The sequence below is a fragment of the Xanthobacter sp. DMC12 genome, from assembly GCF_056314105.1.
In genome coordinates, this window is the sequence record NZ_JBQUYZ010000005.1 from 333397 (window position 1) to 352473 (window position 19077).

At 68.4% G+C, this 19077-nt stretch carries 18 protein-coding genes; 9 read left to right on the forward strand and 9 right to left on the reverse strand.

Annotated features, from left to right (window positions below; all coding sequences use genetic code 11):
• Positions 1-114 precede the first annotated feature (114 nt).
• On the forward strand, positions 115-804 hold the full coding sequence (locus tag ACT535_RS19400) for a fumarylacetoacetate hydrolase family protein (RefSeq protein ID WP_168457399.1): 690 nt from the start codon (positions 115-117) through the stop codon (positions 802-804).
• Between the two features lie 7 nt (positions 805-811).
• Here the strand turns inward: ACT535_RS19400 and ACT535_RS19405 are convergent, their stop codons facing one another.
• Positions 812-2017 carry a beta-ketoacyl-[acyl-carrier-protein] synthase family protein gene (locus ACT535_RS19405; RefSeq protein ID WP_168457398.1) on the reverse strand — a complete coding sequence of 402 codons (1206 nt, stop codon included), beginning with the start codon at positions 2015-2017 and terminating at the stop codon, positions 812-814.
• On the reverse strand, positions 2014-2301 hold the full coding sequence (locus ACT535_RS19410; protein ID WP_210254318.1) for a phosphopantetheine-binding protein: 288 nt from the start codon (positions 2299-2301) through the stop codon (positions 2014-2016). The genes ACT535_RS19405 and ACT535_RS19410 overlap by 4 nt, the downstream gene beginning before the upstream one ends.
• Before the next feature lie 179 nt (positions 2302-2480).
• Here ACT535_RS19410 and ACT535_RS19415 point away from each other — a divergent pair, with 179 nt between their 5' ends.
• The 3 genes from ACT535_RS19415 to ACT535_RS19425 all read left to right on the forward strand — a co-directional run bounded on the left by ACT535_RS19415 (position 2481) and on the right by ACT535_RS19425 (position 4224).
• Positions 2481-2684 carry a hypothetical protein gene (locus ACT535_RS19415; RefSeq protein WP_476365676.1) on the forward strand — a complete coding sequence of 68 codons (204 nt, stop codon included), beginning with the start codon at positions 2481-2483 and terminating at the stop codon, positions 2682-2684.
• The gene (locus ACT535_RS19420; RefSeq protein ID WP_476365677.1) at positions 2685-3302 is read left to right on the forward strand and encodes a cysteine hydrolase family protein; all 618 of its coding nucleotides are present in this window, start codon (positions 2685-2687) and stop codon (positions 3300-3302) included.
• A 64-nt stretch (positions 3303-3366) separates the two neighbouring features.
• Positions 3367-4224 carry an SDR family oxidoreductase gene (locus ACT535_RS19425; RefSeq protein WP_168457395.1) on the forward strand — a complete coding sequence of 286 codons (858 nt, stop codon included), beginning with the start codon at positions 3367-3369 and terminating at the stop codon, positions 4222-4224.
• Positions 4225-4337: 113 nt separating this feature from the next.
• On the opposite strand, the gene ACT535_RS19430 is transcribed toward ACT535_RS19425, so the two are convergent.
• Positions 4338-5912 (reverse strand): FAD-dependent monooxygenase, encoded by a 1575-nt coding sequence (locus ACT535_RS19430; RefSeq protein ID WP_476365678.1) that lies wholly within the window; start codon positions 5910-5912, stop codon positions 4338-4340.
• Positions 5913-6089: 177 nt separating this feature from the next.
• Between ACT535_RS19430 and yihA the strand changes: the two genes are divergently transcribed.
• A complete protein-coding gene (gene yihA / locus ACT535_RS19435; RefSeq protein WP_476329830.1) occupies positions 6090-6746 on the forward strand; it encodes a ribosome biogenesis GTP-binding protein YihA/YsxC in 657 nt (218 codons plus the stop codon).
• Between the two features lie 61 nt (positions 6747-6807).
• Here the strand turns inward: yihA and ACT535_RS19440 are convergent, their stop codons facing one another.
• On the reverse strand, positions 6808-8046 hold the full coding sequence (locus ACT535_RS19440) for an ArgE/DapE family deacylase (protein WP_476365679.1): 1239 nt from the start codon (positions 8044-8046) through the stop codon (positions 6808-6810).
• A 72-nt stretch (positions 8047-8118) separates the two neighbouring features.
• Complete coding sequence (locus ACT535_RS19445; RefSeq protein WP_476365680.1) at positions 8119-9342, reverse strand: urate hydroxylase PuuD; 1224 nt, start codon at positions 9340-9342, stop codon at positions 8119-8121.
• A 130-nt stretch (positions 9343-9472) separates the two neighbouring features.
• Here ACT535_RS19445 and ACT535_RS19450 point away from each other — a divergent pair, with 130 nt between their 5' ends.
• On the forward strand, positions 9473-10399 hold the full coding sequence (locus ACT535_RS19450) for a LysR family transcriptional regulator (RefSeq protein ID WP_476329840.1): 927 nt from the start codon (positions 9473-9475) through the stop codon (positions 10397-10399).
• Between the two features lie 156 nt (positions 10400-10555).
• Here ACT535_RS19450 and ACT535_RS19455 read toward each other — a convergent pair whose 3' ends face one another.
• A complete protein-coding gene (locus ACT535_RS19455) occupies positions 10556-11947 on the reverse strand; it encodes a nucleobase:cation symporter-2 family protein (RefSeq protein WP_168457390.1) in 1392 nt (463 codons plus the stop codon).
• A gap of 308 nt (positions 11948-12255) precedes the next feature.
• Here ACT535_RS19455 and uraH point away from each other — a divergent pair, with 308 nt between their 5' ends.
• Genes uraH through ACT535_RS19470 form a run of 3 tightly spaced genes read left to right on the forward strand, consistent with a single transcriptional unit; the run spans position 12256 to position 15372 of the window.
• Positions 12256-12606, forward strand: coding sequence for a hydroxyisourate hydrolase (gene uraH, locus ACT535_RS19460; RefSeq protein ID WP_168457389.1), 351 nt, complete (start codon positions 12256-12258; stop codon positions 12604-12606).
• A gap of 4 nt (positions 12607-12610) precedes the next feature.
• Positions 12611-14089 carry an allantoinase PuuE gene (gene puuE, locus ACT535_RS19465; protein ID WP_476365681.1) on the forward strand — a complete coding sequence of 493 codons (1479 nt, stop codon included), beginning with the start codon at positions 12611-12613 and terminating at the stop codon, positions 14087-14089.
• 14 nt (positions 14090-14103) lie between these two features.
• Positions 14104-15372 (forward strand): allantoate amidohydrolase, encoded by a 1269-nt coding sequence (locus tag ACT535_RS19470; protein WP_476365682.1) that lies wholly within the window; start codon positions 14104-14106, stop codon positions 15370-15372.
• A 179-nt stretch (positions 15373-15551) separates the two neighbouring features.
• Here the strand turns inward: ACT535_RS19470 and ACT535_RS19475 are convergent, their stop codons facing one another.
• The 3 genes from ACT535_RS19475 to ACT535_RS19485 form a co-directional block, all read right to left on the reverse strand.
• Positions 15552-16559, reverse strand: coding sequence for an Hsp33 family molecular chaperone (locus tag ACT535_RS19475; protein WP_168457387.1), 1008 nt, complete (start codon positions 16557-16559; stop codon positions 15552-15554).
• 133 nt (positions 16560-16692) lie between these two features.
• Entirely contained in the window at positions 16693-17625 is a 933-nt protein-coding gene (argF, locus tag ACT535_RS19480; RefSeq protein WP_168457386.1) for an ornithine carbamoyltransferase, read from the reverse strand.
• Positions 17622-18830, reverse strand: a complete 1209-nt coding sequence (locus ACT535_RS19485) for an acetylornithine transaminase (RefSeq protein ID WP_476365683.1) — start codon at positions 18828-18830, stop codon at positions 17622-17624. The genes argF and ACT535_RS19485 overlap by 4 nt, the downstream gene beginning before the upstream one ends.
• Positions 18831-19077 lie beyond the last annotated feature (247 nt).

The following is a 19077-nucleotide window of genomic DNA, read 5'->3' on the forward strand; positions in this document are numbered from 1 at the left end:
TTGAATATAGCTTTGGCGCCATGGCCCGGCCCCGCCCATCCGCGCTGCGACGTTTCGCCCTTTTCTCCTCGGCGGCGGCGCCCTATGCAGGACGCCGAACATCCGGAGCGCCCCATGGCCAGCTACGTCTTCCAGCCCCAGCCCCATCCGCATCTGCCCATCGTCGGCAGCGACGCGGTCTTCCCGGTGCACCGCATTTATTGCGTTGGCCGCAACTTCGCCGACCATGCGGTGGAGATGGGCCACGACCCTAACAAGGAGCCGCCCTTCTTCTTCCAGAAGAATCCGGACACGCTGGTGCGCTCGGGCTCGACCATCTCCTATCCCAAGCTCACCAAGGACCTGCACCACGAGGTGGAACTGGTGGTGGCGCTAAAGGAAGGCGGCGAGGACATCCCGGTGGAGCGGGCGCTCGACCATGTGTTCGGCTACGGCGTCGGCCTCGACCTGACGCGGCGCGACCTCCAGGGCGAGGCAAAGAAGCTCGGCCGCCCGTGGGAAACCGGCAAGGCCTTCGAGGAGTCCGCCCCCTGCTCGGCGATCCTTCCGGTGGCGACCGCCGGGCACCCCGGCGCCGGCCGTATCTTCCTGAAGATCAACGACCGGATGAAGCAGGAAGGCAACCTCAACCAGATGATCTGGAAGGTGCCGGAGATGATCGCCACCCTCTCCACCCTGTTCCGCCTCGCCCCCGGCGACCTCATCTTCGCCGGCACCCCGGCGGGCGTCGGCCCCGTGCACAAGGGTGACGTGCTGGAAGGCGGCATCGAGGGCGTCGGCGAGATCCGCCTGACGGTGGATTGAAACCCCTTCAGGCGGCCCTGATCGCGAGCACAGCGTTCAGGCCGCCGAAGGCAAAGGCGTTCACCAGGGCGACCTCCGCCGAGGCCGCCCGGGGCGCGTTGGGCACGCAATCCACGTCGCATTCGGGATCATGCTCGCGGAAATTCAGCGTGGGCGGCAGGAAGCCGTTGCGCATGCCGAGCAGCGCCGCCGTCACGCCCAGCGCCCCCGAGGCGCCGAAGCAGTGGCCGGTCATGGATTTGAGCGAGGAGACCGGCACCTTGGCCAGCCGATCGCCCAGCACCGTGCGCAGCGAGGTCGTCTCGGTCTTGTCGTTCAGCACCGTTCCGGTGCCGTGGGCGGCAACATAGTCCACCGCGCCCGCATCGAGCCCGGCATCGTCCAGCGCCGAGGAAATGGCGCGGGCGGTGCTCGAGGCGTCCGGCGCGGTCAGGTCCGCGCCATCGGCCGTCATGCCGAAGCCGAGCACCTCGCCGAGGATGGTGGCGCCGCGGGCCTTGGCCCGCTCCATCTCCTCCAGCACCAGCACGGCAGCGCCTTCGCCTAACACCAGCCCGCTGCGGTCCTTGGAGAAGGGCCTGCAGGTGTCGGAAGCGAGCACGCGCAGCGCCTCCCAGCTCTTCACCATGCCCAGCGTCAGCGGGGCCTCGCAACCGCCGGTGACGGCCATGTCCAGCATCCCGCCGCGGATCATCTGGAACGCCAGTCCAATGGCGTGGGAGGCGGAGGAGCAGGCCGAGGCGGTGCTGAAGCTTGGCCCGGTGATGCGGTAGGCCATGGAAATCTGGCTGGCCGCCGACGAGGGCATGACGCGCGGCACCGTGAAGGGCAGCGGGCGCGTGCCATCCCGCAGGATGCGCACATAGCCCTCTTCCAGCGTCTGGCAGCCCACCGCCGCGCCGAAGATGACGCCGGCCTTCTGCGGCGATACGCCCTCGGTGGCGCCCGCCGCCTCGGTCATCGCCTCCGCCGCCGCCAGAAGAGCGAACTGGCCGGAACGGTCCACGGTGGAAATCTGTCGCGGGGTGAAGTGCGCTTCGGCCGAATAGCCCGGGACTTCCCCGACCACCCGCGTCTTGACCTGCTCCTGCGGCACCAACGTGAGCGGGCCGATGCCGCCGCGCCCCTCCTGCAGGGCTGCGAGATGGGCGGGAATGCCGAGGCCGAGGGCGGAAACGGCACCGATGCCGGTGATGGCGACCCTGCGGCTCATCGGGCCGGCTGCGCCGTGGAAACCTTGGCGGCCCTTGCGTCGATGAGCTGCTCGACGGCTTCGAGCAAGGCGAAGACCTTCACGTCATTGCTTTCGAGCACACCTTGGGACGGCACCTCGATACCGAAGCGCTCCTCGATCTTGAAGATCAGCTCCACCATATCGAGCGACCCGATCCCGAGGTCCGCGACGCTGGTCTCGGCGTCGACGATGGCCGGATCGATGGATGCCTCTTCTGCGATGACCGCGAGGATTTCGGCCCTGCGTCCGCTGAATTCCGCCACGCAACTTCTCCGTACCCGGTCCACGGCGGCGGCGCCGCCGTCACCCCCTCCGGGAGGGGCTAAAATGCACAGCAGCACCGGGGCTGTCCACCTGTCGCGGCGTCCGGTGCCGGAACCCGCCCCCGCGCCGGGCCGTTGAGCCGGACACGCCCGCCGGTTGCGGGCGGCGAGGAGGCGCCATGACGCTCGAACCGCGACTCATTTCCGAGGCCGACGCCGCCCGCCTCGGCGTCATGCCGGGCTGGTGGGCGGTCGCCCCGGACGGCACGCCCGCCGCGGGACCCTACCCCACCCGGGAAGCCGCCATCGTCGGCATCGGCAAGCGCGGAGCGGACCAACCCACGGGCAGGGCCGGCCAAAGCGGCCCGCCGCCGGAGGAATGAATGGGACAGGGACTGAGACGTGCCATCGGTCCGCGCGCGGTGCACCTGTGCGTGGATATGCAGCAACTGTTCGCCCCCGGCGGGCCGTGGCCGACGCCCTGGGCGCCGCGAATCCTCCCGGGGATCGTGGAACTGGCGGCGCGGGCGCCCGAGCGCACGCTCTTCTCCCGCTTCATCCCGCCTCATGCCCCGGAAGCGCTGCCCGGAAGCTGGCGCCATCTCTACAGCAAGTGGCGCGAGGTGACGCGGCAGGAGCTGGCGCCGGAGCTTCTGGAATTGGTACCGGAGCTGAGGCGGTTCACCCCGCCCGGGCGGCTCATCGACAAGACGCGCTACTCCGCCTTTTCTTCCCCGACTCTTCTGCCGACGCTGGCCCATCTCGGTGCGGACACGCTGGTGCTGTCGGGCGCGGAGACGGATGTCTGCATCCTCGCCACCCTGTTCGATGCGGTGGACTATGGCTACCGCGTGGTGGTGGCGCGGGATGCCGTCTGCTCCTCTTCCGATGCCGGGCACGATGCGGTGTTGGCCATGCTGTCACAGCGCCTCTCGATGCAGGTGGAAGTGGCTGACACGGAAGAGATTCTCTCCGCCTGGCACGCCGCGGACGCGGCCTAGGAGGAACCCTGGCATCCGCGCCCGGTTGTCCTTCTTTGCCTCACAAGCTTACGGGAGCACCACGATGGACCATGCCGCCACGCCCCCGCTGCCGGCGCAGCAGCAGCCCATGCCCGGCCTCACCGAAGCCATGGACCCGCGTCCGGACCACGGCGAGACCAGTTATGTGGGCTCCGGAAAACTGAAAGGCCTCAAGGCTTTGGTGACCGGCGGCGACAGCGGGATCGGCCGCGCCGTGTGCCTCGCCTTCGCCCGCGAGGGGGCGGATATCTGCATCGCCTATCTGGAGGAGGACGAGGACGCGGAGGAGACGCGGCGGTTGGTGGAGGAGGCCGGACAGACGGCCATTCTGGCCGCCGGCGACATTTCCGACCCCTCCTTCTGCCGGCGGCTGGTGGATGATGCGGCGGAGGCGCTGGGCGGGCTCGACATCCTGGTCAACAACGCCGCCCACCAGGCAACCTTCGACAAAATGGAAGATATTCCTGATGAGGAATGGGCCCACACCTTCGCAGTCAACATTCACGCGATGTTCTATTTAAGCAAGGCCGCGCTCAGACATATGAAGAACGGCGGCTCCATCATCAACACCGCCTCCATCAACTCGGATAACCCCAATCCAACCTTGCTTGCCTATGCCACGACCAAGGGTGCGATCCATAACTTCACGGCAGGACTTGCCCAATCCCTCGCCCCACGGGGCATCCGTGTCAATGCGGTGGCGCCGGGGCCGATCTGGACGCCGCTGATCCCCTCCACCATGCCGGAGGAGGCGGTGAAAAACTTTGGAAAATCAGTGCCTATGGGCCGACCGGGGCAGCCGGCGGAGCTGGCGACGGCCTATGTGATGCTGGCCGATCCGCGCTCGAGCTATGTCTCCGGCGCGACCATCGCCGTCACCGGGGGAAAGCCCTTCCTGTGACCTGACACCCCCGACTGACACCCCGATATCGGTGGATTGCACCGGGTTGCCTGGAGGGGAATCGGTGGAGTTCGGCACCCGTCCGTGCCGAACTCAGTCCCGACCGCATCTGATTACCTTTTAATCCCCAGCTTCAGTCCGTAGGAGACGAGTGCCGCCTCGTGCCCGGAATCGGCCCTCAGGCCGATATGGCCGTCCGGCCGAACTACCAGCAACGTGACGTCTTCGATCCCCAGCCGCGCGGCATCCTCGGCGGAGAGGCTGGCCACGCCCGGCCCCCCGTCGCTCGCCACCGCCGCCGCGAAGCTGGCGCCATAGAGGGGGGCGGCGGCGCGTTCTGCCAGAGCCCGGTAGAGAGCCGCGACCTTTTCGCCCCGCGCCCGCGCGCCGCCGAGCAGCAGAAGGGTGTGGCCGGTGCGGTTGACGAGATCATCCAGCATCAGCGCCTCGCCGTCCGCCGTGCCCATGGGGATGCGGTCGGGCAGGCGCTGGCCGGCTGCCAGACCCGCACCCGCCTGCCCCACCACGATGGGGGAGGCGGCATAGTCCACGTCCAGCTCGGCCTCGGCCACCGCCTCGTGGTGGCGCTTTTCCGGATCGGCGAACACCTCCCGGATGAAGGCGTTGCGCGCCTGCCGATCAGCGGCGTCCTTGAGCATCTGGGCGCTGTCGGCCTCATCGCCCGAGGCGGTGATGCGCTGGGCGATGGGCCGGCGCTCGGCCTCATAGCTGTCGAGCAGGGTGTCGGCGCAATGGCCCTGCGCCACCAGAGCGAGCTTCCAGGCGAGATTGAAAGCGTCCTGGATGCCGCTGTTCATGCCATGGCCCTGAATGGGACTGCACGTGTGGGCGGCATCGCCGGCGAGCAGGAGGCGGCCCGACCGGTATTTCTGCGCCACCCGCGTATAGCACTGGAAGCGGACGGGATTGGCCACATCAGCGAAACGCGCGTCCGGAAGGTAGCGCACAAGGGTGGCCGTTGCGTCCGCGACCAGATCGCTGTCCGGCCCGCTCGGCCGCACATAGGCGCGCCAGCGCTGTCCCGGAAGGGCGGTGAGGATGAGGGGGATGTCGTCCAGATAGGCGTAGTTCGCCTCGAACGGGTGGGGAAAATCGGGGATCGTGGCGTCGAATACCGCCCACGGTTCCTCGATGGGATGGCCGTCCTGGCCGATGCCGGCGAGGGTGCGCACGGCGCTGCGGTGGCCATCGCAGCCCACCACCCAGCGGGCACGCACGACCTTGGTCTCGCCGCCGTTCTCCAGCATGGCCACGACCCCGTCGCCGTGCGGCTCGAGGTCCACCAGCTTCGTGCCCCGCGTGACCCCGCCGCCGAGGCGGCCGAGATAGTCGGTGAGGATCTGCTCCGTCACCTCCTCGGAGATGCCGATGTTGTAGGCGTAGCGGCTGCCGGCGAGGGTGAGGTCGATTTCGCCCAGCACCGCGCCGTCGGCATGGACGCGGGCGATGCGCTGCTTCACCCCGGCATCGAGGAGCGGGCCGGCGATGCCGAGGTGGTCGAACACCTCGATGGAGCGGGGATGCACCACAGTGGCCCGGTCCCACGCCAGTGGCGCGTCGTGGGCATCAATGATGAGGCTGTCGACGCCCCGGCGCCTCAGCTCGGCGCCCAGCAGCAGCCCGGTAGGGCCGGCCCCCACCACCAGGACGGTCACATCAGGAACCACGACGTTCTCCCCTTTTCCGGCAATGGAGCACGGCCAAGCTGAAACGCCAACTGGGCCTGCCGCCCCCCATCGCCAGCCTTGATGGCCGCCCTCTCCTGCCGTGGTCCCGCCGTGGTCTCAACCACCTCTCCCGCCCGCCCGCCTTGCGCGCGCCGTCCGGCTCTAGGATAAGGCGTCATGACCGAGAGCCCTTCCCCCGCCGAAGCCGATCCCTATCTCGAGCCCGGCCGCCTGCTGTTCGCGGGCGACTGGCAGTTCATCGCGGCGGCGCCCACCGTCGATGTGCTCCCGCCCATGCAGGGCATGGAGATCGCGCTGGCCGGCCGCTCCAATGTGGGCAAGTCGTCCCTCGTCAATGCGCTGACAGGGCGGAAGGCGCTGGCGCGCACCTCGGTGACGCCGGGGCGCACGCAGGAATTGATCTTTTTCCGGGTGGGGCCGGAGCTTTGTCTGGTGGACATGCCGGGCTACGGCTTCGCCAAGGCCCCGAAGGAGAAGGTCGACGCCTGGACGCGCACCATCAAGGACTATCTGCGCGGCCGGGTGAACCTCGCCCGCGTCTTCGTGCTCATCGATTCCCGCCACGGCATCAAGCCGGTGGACGAGGAGATCCTCGACCTCCTCGACAAGGCGGCCGTCTCCTACGCCATCATCCTCACCAAGGTGGATCAGGTGAAGCCGACCGCTTTGCCCTCGGTCATCGCCGGGGTGGAGGAGAAGATCCGCCGGCGGCCGGCGGCCTATCCGAAGATCTTCCCCACCTCCAGCAACACCGGGCAGGGCTTCCCGGAGCTGCGCGCGGCGGTGGCGCAGCTTCTCGCCGAGCAGGGCTAAAGCCCGCGCGGCGATTGAGCGTGGCCTGCTCACCCTCGGTTGAAGACCGAGGGCGACAGCATCAAGCCAGCAAATCGGCGACCGTCAGCGCGATCACCAGCGTCGCCTTGTCGAGGTCGGACAGGAGCAGATTCTCGTCCGCCCGGTGGCCGTTGGCCTCCTCGATGGTGTGCGGGCCGGCGCCGTAGAGCACCACGGGCACGCCGGCCTCGGCATAGAGCCGCGCGTCGGTGTAGAGCGGCACGCCGGTGGTCTTCACCTCCTCGCCGGTCACGGCGGAGGCGTTGCGGCAGATGATGCCGGCGAGGTGCATGGCCTTGTCGTCCGGCACCAGCGGACGGGCGATGAGGATGCGCCGCACCTCCGCCTTCGCCTTCGAGCCCTCCAGCGCCTTGGCGATCACGCCCCGCACCTCGGCCTCCACCTTTTCCGGGTTCTCGCCGGGGACGATGCGGCGGTCGAGGCGGAAGGTGACGCGGTCGGGCACCACATTGGTGTTGATGCCACCCGAGATGAGGCCCACCGTGAGCTGCGGCGAGCCGATGCCCGGCACGTCAGAGACCTTCGCCTGCAGCGAGTCCCGATAGGCGTAGAGCGCGGTGAGGATGTGGGTCGCGCCCTCCAGCGCATCGATGCCGGTGAAGGGCAGCGCGGCGTGGGCCGACTTGCCGATCACCTCCACCTCCAGGTGCAGGCAGCCGTTGTGGGCCACCACGACGCCGTAGGAGAAGCCGGCCGAGACGGCATAGTCCGGCTTGGTGAGGCCGGTTTCCAGGATCCAGCCCGGACCGACCTCGCCGCCGATCTCCTCGTCATAGGTGAAGTGCAATTCCACCGTGCCCTTCAAGGGCAGGCCGGAGCGCTTCAGCGCGTCGAGGGCGAAGGCGTAGGTGGCGAAGTCGGACTTGGAGACGGCGACGCCGCGGCCATACATGCGCCCATCCACCACCTCGGCGCCGTAAGGGTTCTTGGTCCAGCCCTCGCCGGGGGGCACCACGTCGCCATGGGCGTTGAGCGCCACCACCGGGCCCGCGTCCCCCTCTGCACCGAAGCGGTGCCGGATGATGAGGTTGGTGGCCGTGACCATGCCCGCCGCCTTCACCCGGTCGGCCGGCACCGCATGGCGCTCCACCGTGTAGCCGAGGGCTTCCAGCAGCTCGGCGGCGCGCGCCGCGTGGGGGGCGCAGTCGCCGGGGGGATTGTCGGAAGGCACCTTCACCAGCTCCGCCAGGAACTGGCGCTGGGCTTCCGCGCGCGCGGCGATCAGGCTGCGGAGGGTGTCGGCGTCGGCGGTGGACATGACGTCTTCCTTGTTCTGGGGCGGGCGATGGCCCGCCGGTTCTATCGTTCTACGGCCGAGGAGGGGTCCGGCCTATTTGCCGGAGGCCCAGGCCTTCAGCATGGCCCGGTCCTCGTCGGAGAGCTCGGTGATGTTGTTGGGCGGCATGGCATGGGTGAGGCCGGCCTGAACGAGGATGAGGCTGCGGTTCTTGTGGATCGCCTCCGCCGTGTCGAGCAGCACCCCGCGCGGGGCGATGGTGAAGCCCTCATACACCGGCTCGGCGGCGTGGCACATGGCGCAGCGGCCCATGACGATGTCCTGCACATCCACCGGCACGTCCACCGCCGGCCCGCTCTTCGCGTAAGCCGGGGTGACCAGCGGCGGCAGGCCCAGCGCCATGCGGCCGGCGGCGGTGGTGGTGGCCGAGATGAAGACCGCGAGGATCAGGCACAGCGCCGCCACCAGCCAGCACCACGCCTTGTCGCCGCGCCCGGCGTGCCGCTCGTTGTAGAAATAGCGGATCACCGTGCCCGCCACGAGCGCCAGCGCCACGATGACGAAGGCGTAGGGCGTGGAATAGGTGAGCGGATAATGGTTGGAGATCATCAGGAAGACGACGGGCAAAGTGAAGTAGTTGTTGTGCCCGGAGCGGAGCTTGGCAGTCTTTCCGTAATAGGGGTTCGGCACCTCGCCCGCCTTCAGCGCCGCCACCACCTTGTGCTGGTTGGGGATGATGACGAAGAAGACGTTGCCGCTCATGATGGTCGCCATCAGCGCGCCGGTATGGATGAAGGCGGCGCGGGGCGAGAACACCTGCTGGTAGAGGAATGCCGCCAGCACCACGCCCGCGAACACGATGACGCCCACCACCATCGGCTTGTCGCCGAGCTTCGAGCGGCACAGCTGGTCATAGGCGATCCAACCCGCCGCGAGGCCGCCGAGGCCGATGACGAGGGCGGTGATGGGCTTCAGGTTCATCACCGCCGGATCGATCAGGAAGATCGAGGACTGATAGTAATAGACCCAGATGAGCAGAAAGAAGCCGGTGATCCAGGTGGCGTAGGACTGCCACTTGTGCCAGCCCAGCTCCTCGGGCAGGAAATCCGGCGCCACCAGATACTTCTTCACCTGGTAGAAGCCGCCACCGTGCACCTCCCACGCCTCGCCGCCCTTGCCGGGCGGGATGTCGGCGCACGCCTTCAGGCTGGCGTCGAGGTGCATGAAGTAGAAGGACGAGCCGATCCACGCCATGCCGGCGATGATGTGCGTCCAGCGCAGCAGCAGGCTGCCGTACTCGTGGAGGATGGGTTCCATTGCCGTTTCAGATCCCGTGGCTGGAAGAGGATGGGGCGCTCGCGCCCGTCACGCCCGCCGGGCGGGACCATTGGCCCCGGCCCGCGGCGTAGGTATCGTTCTTGTGGCGTCGGTGGAGAGGTGACGAAGCGTGCTGGAGAACATGAAGGCCTTCGTCGCCTCGGTGGAGAGCGAGAGCTTCTCGGAGGCCGGGCGCCGCCTGCACCTGTCGGCCAACGTGGTCAGCCACCGCATCCAGATGCTGGAGAAGCACCTCGGCTGCCGGCTGTTCAACCGCACCACCCGCCGCATGAGCCTGACCGAGCAGGGGCGCGTCTATTACGAGGCAATCACCGAGGCGCTCCGCCTCATCGAGGCGGCGGAGAGCAATGTCTCGGAACTCGGCGCCCTGCCGCGCGGCGCGCTGCGCGTCACCGCACCGCTCCATCTCGGCCGGCGGCTGGTGGCGCAGGTGGCGGCGCGCTACCAGGAGGCCCATCCCGAGATCGACGTGCGCCTGCGCCTGTCGGAACATACCCTCGACCTCATCGCCGAATCCATCGACGTGGCGCTGCGCCTCGCCACCTTCGAGGATTCCAGCATGATCATGCGCAAGGTCACGCAGGTCGAGCGCATTTTGTGCGCTGCACCCAGCTATCTCGAACGCGCCGGCGTGCCGCGGCGGCCGCAGGATCTGCTCACCCATCAATGCCTCCTTCTGCGGTTCGCGAGCCTTCGGGAATTGCGCTGGATGCTGACCGACGAGGGCCGGGACCTCGCCGTTCCCGTCACCGGCCATCTGGAGGCCGACGACGGCGACGTGCTGACGGTGTGGGCCGTCGAGGGCCGCGGCATCGTGGTGAAGCCGCGGTTCGAGGTGGCGGAAGCCCTCGCGGACGGCCGCCTCGTGCCGCTGCTGGAGAAGAACCCGCCCAAGCCGGCGACGCTGGCGGTGCTCTACCCCGCCCGCCAGCTGGTGCCGCTGAAGGTGAAGGCCTTCGCCGACATGCTGGTGGACGAGGGCCGGCGCTATATCGCCCGCGAGCTGGCCAAGATCGGGGAGCGGCTGCCGGCCTGAGCCGGTCCCGCATCCCGATTGTTTCCCTGAAGCCCGCGCGGCACGCCGGGCTCCGGCGGAAGCCGGAACCCGTCTTTGACCGACTCAACTCGGGAACACCCGAGTTGAGTGCGTGGCCCACTCGACATCGGTCGCAGACCGATGTCGATGGCATCATCAGTGCGCCTCGGCCTGCTTGGCGGCGGCGACGATCTCTTCGGTGGAGCTCTTCTTCACGCCGTTGAAGAAGACGTTGAGCACCACGGCGACGATGGCGCAGAGCAGGATGCCGCTCTCCAGCAGCGGATGCAGCTCATGCGGCAGCGCCTTGAAGAAGTTGGGCGACACCAGCGGGATCATGCCGAAGCCCACCGAGATGGCGACGATGAAGAGGTTGTTGCGGTTGGTCTTGAAATCGACGCCGGTGAGGATGCGCGCGCCGGTGGCGGCCACCATGCCGAACATCACGAGACCCGCACCGCCCAGCACCACCTGGGGCACCGCCTCCACCAGTGCGGCCATCTTCGGCAAAAGGCCGAGGCCGAGCATGATGATGCCGCCCGTCACCGTCACCCAGCGCGAGCGCACGCCGGTGACGCCGACGAGGCCCACGTTCTGCGAGAAGGAGGTGTAGGGAAAGGTGTTGAAGATGCCGCCGAGCAGCGTGCCCACGCCATCGGCGCGCAGGCCGCGGGCCAGCGCCTTCTCGTCCACCGGCTTGCCGGTCATGTCGGACAGGGCGAGGAACATGCCGAGGGATTCGATCATCACCACGATCATCACGATGCACATGGTGATGATGGGCACCAGGTGGAACGTGGGCATGCCGAAGTGGAACGGCAGGATGACATCGAACCACGGAGCCGCCGCCACCTTCTCGAAATGCATGATGCCGAGCGCGGAGGCGAGCACGGCGCCGGCGACGATACCCAGCAGCACCGCCACATTGGCGACGAAGCCCTTGCCGAAGCGGATGAGGGCGAGGATCACCAGCAGCACGAAGAAGGCGATGCCGAGGCCCTGCAGCTGCCCGTAATTGGGGTTGGCGATCTGCACCACCTTGCCGTCGATGGTCTGGGTGAGGAAGGGGATGCCGCCGCCCGCCCAGTTGATGCCCACCCGCATGAGCGAGATGCCGATCACCATGATGATGGTGCCCGTCACCACCGGCGGGAACAGCGGCAGCAGCCGCGAGATGAAGGGGGCGACGATGATGCCGAAGATGCCGGCCGCGATCACCGAGCCGTAGATGCCGAGGATGCCGATGGACGGATCGTTCGCCATCGACAGCATGGGGCCGACGGAGGCGAAGGTGACGCCCATCATCACCGGCAGGCGGATGCCGACGCCGAGGAAGCCGAGGCATTGCGCGAGGGTCGCGAGGCCGCAGGCGAACAGGTCGGCGGAGATCAGGAACGCCACCTGCTCCGGCGGCAGCTTCAGCGCCCGGCCGATGATGAGCGGCACGGCCACCGCGCCGGCATACATGACGAGCACATGCTGGAGGCCGAGCACCGCAAGTTTCGGTGCCGGCAAAACTTCATCTACGGGATGAACGGCTTCAGACATCAGGTTCCCCCAACGGAAAGTCGGTTGAAAACGGAAGGGCGTTCTTCAAAATTTTTTGGCGACGGCAACGCTCCGGCGCGGCAACCGAACGGGCATTGCCCAACTCATCGGCATGCCTCATTGGAGATCAATTCCTGCGCCGGGGAAATACGTTTGGTAATCGGAATATCTTCCGATTTTTTTGGAAAATGGATCGATCCGACGCAGGTTATGCTGCCGCGCAGCGGAGCGTTCGCCCGGCCGCCGGCCCTGCCCCCGCAAGGCCTCGACGGGCATGACGCCAGAGATTCAGGAAAGACGAGGAAGCGATGGGGCGGCTGTCCACTCATGTGCTCGATACGGTGTCCGGCGGCCCGGCCGCCGACGTGGCGGTGGAACTCTATCGGCTGGCGGCGGACGGCGGGCGCAGCCTCGTCACCACCCGGCGCACCAATGCGGACGGCCGCACCGACACGCCCCTGCTGGCGGGGGACGACTTCATCCCCGGCACCTATGAGCTGGTGTTCCACATCGGCGCCCATTTCCGCGCCACCGGCGCGCCGGTGGCCGACCCGCCCTTCCTCGATGTGGTGCCCCTGCGCGTGACCCTGATCGAAGGCCACTATCACGTGCCGCTGCTGTGCTCCCCGTGGAGCTATTCCACCTATCGGGGGTCCTGAGCCCATGCCCGCCCCCTTCACCGGCCGCGACAATTCCGGCATCCCCACCGATCCCGTCACCGGCAAGCCCTATCCGCGCGATCTCGTGGGCTACGGCCGCACGCCGCCCCACCCCCATTGGCCCGGGGATGCGCGCATCGCGGTGCAGTTCGTGGTGAATTACGAGGAGGGCGGCGAGAATTCGGTGCTCCATGGCGACAACGCCTCGGAGGCCTTCCTCTCCGAGATCATCGGCGCCGTGCCCTGGCCCCGCCAGCGGCACATGAACATGGAATCCATCTACGAGTTCGGCGCCCGCGTCGGCATCTGGCGGCTGCTGCGCCTGTTTGGCGAACGCAACATGCCGGCGACCGTCTATGGCGTCGCCACCGCGCTCGCCCGCAATCCCGATGCCGTCGCGGCCATGCAGGAGGCCGGCTGGGAGCTGGCCAGCCACGGCTACAAGTGGATCGAATACAAGGACTTCACCCGCGACGCCGAGCGCGAGCACATCGAGGAGGCCGTGCGCCTGCACACTGAGGTCACCGGCGCCCGGCCGCTCGGCTTCTATCAGGGCCGCTCGGCCGAGCACACGGTGCCGCTGCTGATGGAGGAAGGCGGCTTCCTCTATGTGGCCGACAGCTATGCGGACGAGCTGCCCTACTGGATCTATGGGCCGCGCGGGCCTCAGTTGGTCGTTCCCTACACGCTCGATGCCAACGACATGCGCTTCTCCGTGGCGGCGGGCTTTTCCAACGGCACGGAATTCTTCGACTATCTGAAGGACAGCTTCGACCTGCTCTATGCCGAGGGCGCCACCGCCCCGCGCATGATGTCCATCGGCCTCCACCCGCGCCTCGCGGGGCGGCCCGGCCGGGCACAGGCGCTGGCCCGCTTCCTCGACTATATCGCCGGGCACGAGAAGGTGTGGGTGGCGCGCCGCCTCGACATCGCCCGCCACTGGATCGCCCATCACCCGCCGGCCGGGGGATACCGGCCCACCTACATGCCGCGCGGCCTGTTCGTGGAGCGGTTCGGCGGCGTCTACGAGCATTCGCCCTGGATCGCGGAAGGCGCCTACGACCGGGGCCTGACGGTGGCCGCCGACACGGCCGAGGGCCTGAACGCCACCTTCGCCGCCGTGCTGCGCGCCGCGCCCCTCGAGCAGCAGATGGGTGTCATCCACGCCCATCCGGATCTCGCCGGCAAGCTCGCGGAGGCGAAGCTCCTCACCGCCGATTCCGCCGCCGAGCAGGCCTCCGCCGGCCTCGACCAGCTCACGGCGGACGAAAAGGCGCGCTTCACCGCGCTGAACGACGCCTACAAGGCCAAGTTCGGCTTCGTCTTCATCATGGCCATCCGCGGCCGCAGCAAGGCCGACATCCTCGCCGGCTTCGAGCGTCGCCTCGCCCACGACCGCGATACCGAGGTGGCCGAGGCGCTGGCGCAGATCGAGCGCATCGCGCTGCTGCGCCTCTCCCAGATGCTGCCGGCCGCCTCCTGAACAAGGTTCCTTCCGTGCCCCGATCTGCCCCCGGTTCCGCCCCGCTCCCCTCCCCCCTCGACGGCGAGTTCATCGTCTCCCGCCTCAAGGAGCTTGCCGCCTGCACCGACGTGCCCGGCGAGATGACCCGCCTGACGCTCACCCCCGCCCACAAGAGGGCGGCGGCGCAGGTGTCGTTCTGGATGCGGGAGGCGGGGCTGGCGCAGGTCCACATGGACGCCACCGGCTCCATCGTCGGCCGCTACGCCGCCGACCGGGCGAACGCCAAGACCCTCATCCTCGGCTCGCACATCGACACGGTGCGCAATGCCGGCATCTATGACGGCAATCTGGGCGTGCTCGTCGCCATCGCCGCCGTGGAGCGGTTGAAGCAGCAGGGCCTGCGCCTGCCCTTCGCCATCGAGGTCGCGGCCTTCGCCGATGAGGAGGGCGTGCGCTTCCTCTCCACCCTCACCTCCTCCAAGGCCATGGCCGGCCTCTTCGATCCGAAGAGCCTGGAAGACGTGGACGCGCAGGGCATCTCCCGCATGGAGGCGCTGCGCTCCTTCGGCGCGCCGGTAGATCGCGTCGCCGATTGTCGGCGCGATCCCGCCGAGACGCTGGGCTATGTGGAAGTGCATATCGAGCAGGGGCCGGTGCTGGAGGCGGCGGGCGCGCCGCTCGGCATCGTCACCGGCATCGCCGGCGCCTCGCGCGGGCATGTGCGCATCCGGGGCGAGGCCGGCCATTCCGGCACCCTGCCCATGGCCATGCGCCACGACGCCCTCACCGCCGCCGCCGAGATGATCCTCGCCGTCGAGGCGCGCGGCCGCGCCGACGGCAGGGAGCTGGTGGCCACGGTCGGCACGCTTATCATCGCCGGCAGCGCGGTGAACGTGGTGCCGGGCGAGGTGCAGTTCTCCCTCGACGTGCGCGCCCTCTCCGACGAATTGCGCACCCGCGCCGTCGCCGACATCCGCGCGGCCGTCGCCGACATCGCAAAGCGGCGCGGGGTGAAGGCGAGCGTGGACATCGGCCACGAAGTGCCCGCCGCCCCCTGCCACGGCCCGCTCAAGGAGCGCATGGCCAAGGTGGTGGAGGGCCTTCAGCTTCCCGTCGTGCGCCTGCCCTCGGGTGCCGGGCACGACGCCATGGTGTTTCGCGGGGTTATGCCCATGGCCATGCTGTTCGTGCGATCCGAGAACGGCAGCCACAACCCCCGCGAATACGCCGCCCCCGCCGACATCGGCCTCGCGGCGGAAGCGCTCTATGCGTTCCTGCTGAAGACGGCCGAGGAGATGTGAGGGGCTTGTACCCCGGACGCATGGAGCGTCAGCGGAATGCGATCCGGGGTCCAGCGCAAAGGTCCGCCGAAGGCGCTGCGGCATCCTGCGCCTTCGGCAAGGACCGCTGCGCGGAAGCTCTTGCGCTGGATCCCGGCTCTCGTTCCGCTATCGCTTCAGTCGGCCGGGATGCTGGAACCTCACCCGTCCGCCCGGCCGAGAACCTCCTCGGCGGTGAATTTGTAGGTGCGGCCGCAGAATTCGCAGGTCACGGTCACCTTGCCGTCGTCCTGGATCATCTCGCGCCGCTCTTCCGGGCCGAAGGAGGCAAGGACGCCGGAGACCTTTTCGCGCGAGCAGGAGCAGCGCGCCGCGATGGGCAGCGGATCGAACACCCGCACGCCCCGCTCGTGGAACAGGCGGTAGAGCAGCCGCTCGGAGGAGAGATCGCGGTCGATCAGCTCCACGTCCTCCAGCGTGCCGACGAGGGAGCGGGCCTCAACCCACGCATCGTCCTCGTCCACCTTATGCTCTTCCACGCCCTCGGGCGCGTCGCCGGGGGAGAGGTCGGCCATGCGGGCGCGGGAGGCGTCCTGGGGCAGGAACTGCGCGAGCAGGCCGCCGGCGCGCCACGAGGATTCTGCGCCGCCCGCCTTCATCTCCTCGCCCACGGCGAGGCGCACGCGGGTGGGAATCTGTTCGGACTGGTGGAAATACTCGTGCGCCGCCGCCTCCAGCCCCGAGCCGTCGAGGGCGACCACGCCCTGATAGCGGTTGGTGCTGATGCCCTGGTCGATGGTCATGGCGAGATGACCGCGCCCGAGCAAAGCGGCCGGGGAGGTCTCGTTGCGGCGCTCGGCTTCGGCCAGAGCGTCGGCATCGTAGCGGGCATAGGCGCGGATCTTGTCCGGGCTCACGAAGTCGGCCACCACCATGTCCACCGGCCCGTCGGTCTGGGTCTGGAGGATGAAGCGGCCTTCGAACTTCAGCGAGGAGCCGAGCAGCACGGCGAGCGTCACCGCCTCGCCCACCACGCGCTTCACGGCGGGGGGATAGGCGTGGTGCGCGAGCAGCGCGTCGAGGGTGGGACCGAGGCGCACGGTGCGGCCGCGGATGTCGAGGGCATCCACCTGGAAGGCGGTGACGATATCATCCTGCGCGGCTTCGGATGCGGCGCGGGTGGCGGTGCGGGTGCGCTCGCCCTTCATGAGAGGTCTCCGGACGTGCCGGACCCGCCTGCCCGCGCTCTATGCACAGCCAATGGGTCCCAAAGGTTTGGTCCCACACATATTCACGAGCCGGGCCGTTTCAACCCGGCTCGCGATGCCGTCTGGAAGAGGCTCAGCCGCCCACCGCGTCGAAGCACCAGGCGAGCACGCCCTTCTGGGCGTGCAGGCGGTTCTCCGCCTCGTCGAACACCACGGACTGCGGGCCGTCCATCACCACGTCCGTCACCTCCTCGCCGCGATGGGCGGGCAGGCAGTGCATGAAGATGGCGTCCTTGTCCGCCCGCGCCATCAGGGCCGAATTGACCTGATAGGGCTTGAGGATGTTGTGGCGCCGCTCGGCCTCCTTGTCGCCCATGGAGACCCAGGTGTCGGTGATGACGCAATCCACGCCCTCCACCGCCTCTTCCGGATCGCGCATGAACTTCACCTTGGCCTTGGTGCGCTTCACGAAATCCTTCAGCGCCTGGCGCGGCGACAATTCCTTGGGCGTCGCCACCTTCAGGGTGAAGTCGAAGCGCTGGGCGGCATGAACCCACGAGGCCAGCACGTTGTTGGCGTCGCCCGTCCAGGCCACCGAGCGGCCGGTGATGGGGCCGCGATGCTCCTCGAAGGTCATCACGTCCGCCATCACCTGGCAGGGATGGGAGATGCGGGTGAGGCCGTTGATGACCGGCACGGTGGCGTACTTGGCAAGCTCCGTCAGGTCGTCATGGTCCAGGATGCGGATCATGATGGCGTCGACGAAGCGCGAGAGCACGCGGGCCGTGTCGGCAATGGTCTCGCCGCGGCCGAGCTGCATCTCCTGGCCGGTGAGCATGATGGTCTCGCCGCCCAGCTGGCGCATGGCGAGGTCGAACGACACGCGCGTGCGGGTGGACGGCTTGTCGAACACCATGGCCAGCGACTTGCCGGCGAGCGGCTTTTCCACCGGCTCACCCGCCTTCCGGCGGGCCTTCAGGTCCTTGGAGAAGTCCAGAACCCGGCGCAGCTCCTCGGCCGGGATCTCGGACAGGTCGAGAAAGTGACGCACCCCATTCCCCTTCATTCGGCCGCTCCCTTCACCGGATCCGAGGCGAGACGCGCCTCGATGCGCCGGCAGGCGGCTTCGATCTTGTCGGCTGCAATGCCCACCTCTTCCTCGCTCACATTGAGCGGCGGCAGCAGGCGGATGACGTTCTCGGCGGCGCCGGGCACCAGCATGCCCTCCTCGCGCAGCGCGGCGATCAGTTCGGGCGCCGGCACGGCGGCCTTGATGCCGAGCAGCAGGCCCTGCCCGCGCAGTTCGGCGATGACGGCGGGATGGCTGTCGCGCAGTTCGGCGAGGCGCTGCTGGAAGCGGCCGGCGACGCGGTTCACGCGATCGAGGAAGCCATCCTCCAGCACCACGTCCAGCACCGCGTTGCCCACCGCCATGGCCAGCGGATTGCCGCCATAGGTGGAGCCGTGGGTGCCCACCGTCATGCCCTTGGCGGCCTCCTCGGTGGCAAGGCACGCCCCCATGGGGAAGCCGCCGCCGATGCCCTTGGCCACCGACATGATGTCCGGGGTGATGCCGGTCCACTCATGCGCGAACAGGCGGCCGGTGCGACCGACACCGCTCTGCACCTCGTCCAGCACCAAGAGCAGGCCGTTCTCGTCGCACAGCTCGCGCAGGCCCTGCAGGAAACCGGCGGGCGGCACGCGCACGCCGCCCTCGCCCTGCACCGGCTCCACCAGGATGGCGGCGGTCTCGGAGGTCACGGCGGCGCGGGCGGCGTCGAGATCGCCGAACGGCACCTGGTCGAAGCCCGGCAGGTCCGGGCCGAAGCCTTCGAGATACTTCGGGTTGCCGCCGGCGGCGATGGTCGCCAGCGTACGGCCGTGGAACGCGCCCTCGAAGGTAATGATGCGGTTCTTCTCCGGATGGCCGCTCACATATTGATAGCGGCGCGCCATCTTGATGGCGCACTCCAGCGCTTCCGCACCGGAATTGGTGAAGAACATGGTGTCCGCGAAGGTCGCGGCCTTCAGCCGGTCGGCCAGCTTCTCGGCGCCGGGGATGCGGAACAGGTTGGACACGTGCCACAGCTTCGTCGCCTGCTCGGAGAGCGCGGCGGCGAGATAGGGATTGGCGTGGCCCAGCACGTTCACGGCGATGCCGGCGGTGAAGTCGAGGAAACGTCGCCCGTCCGTCGTGACGAGCCAGCAGCCCTCTCCCCTCTCGAACTGGAGGTCGATGCGTGCGTAGGTCGGCAGAACGGCGGTGATCACTTCATTCCTCCTGCAGCTTCCTGCTGGGCTTCCTTGAGGTTGCACGGGTTCACGAACACTGTGCGACAGCCCGGCTATGGCAGAGCGGCGCGCACAAACTAAAAAAGGCCGCCCATGCGGGGGGGCGGCCCGACCTCCGGATTCTAATGAACATGCGCGCGAGGTCAACCGATGGCGGGCCGCAGAGAGAATCGCGCCCGCGACCGCCGGACGCACAAGGGTAAACGAAGCCTTAAGGAGCTGGGGA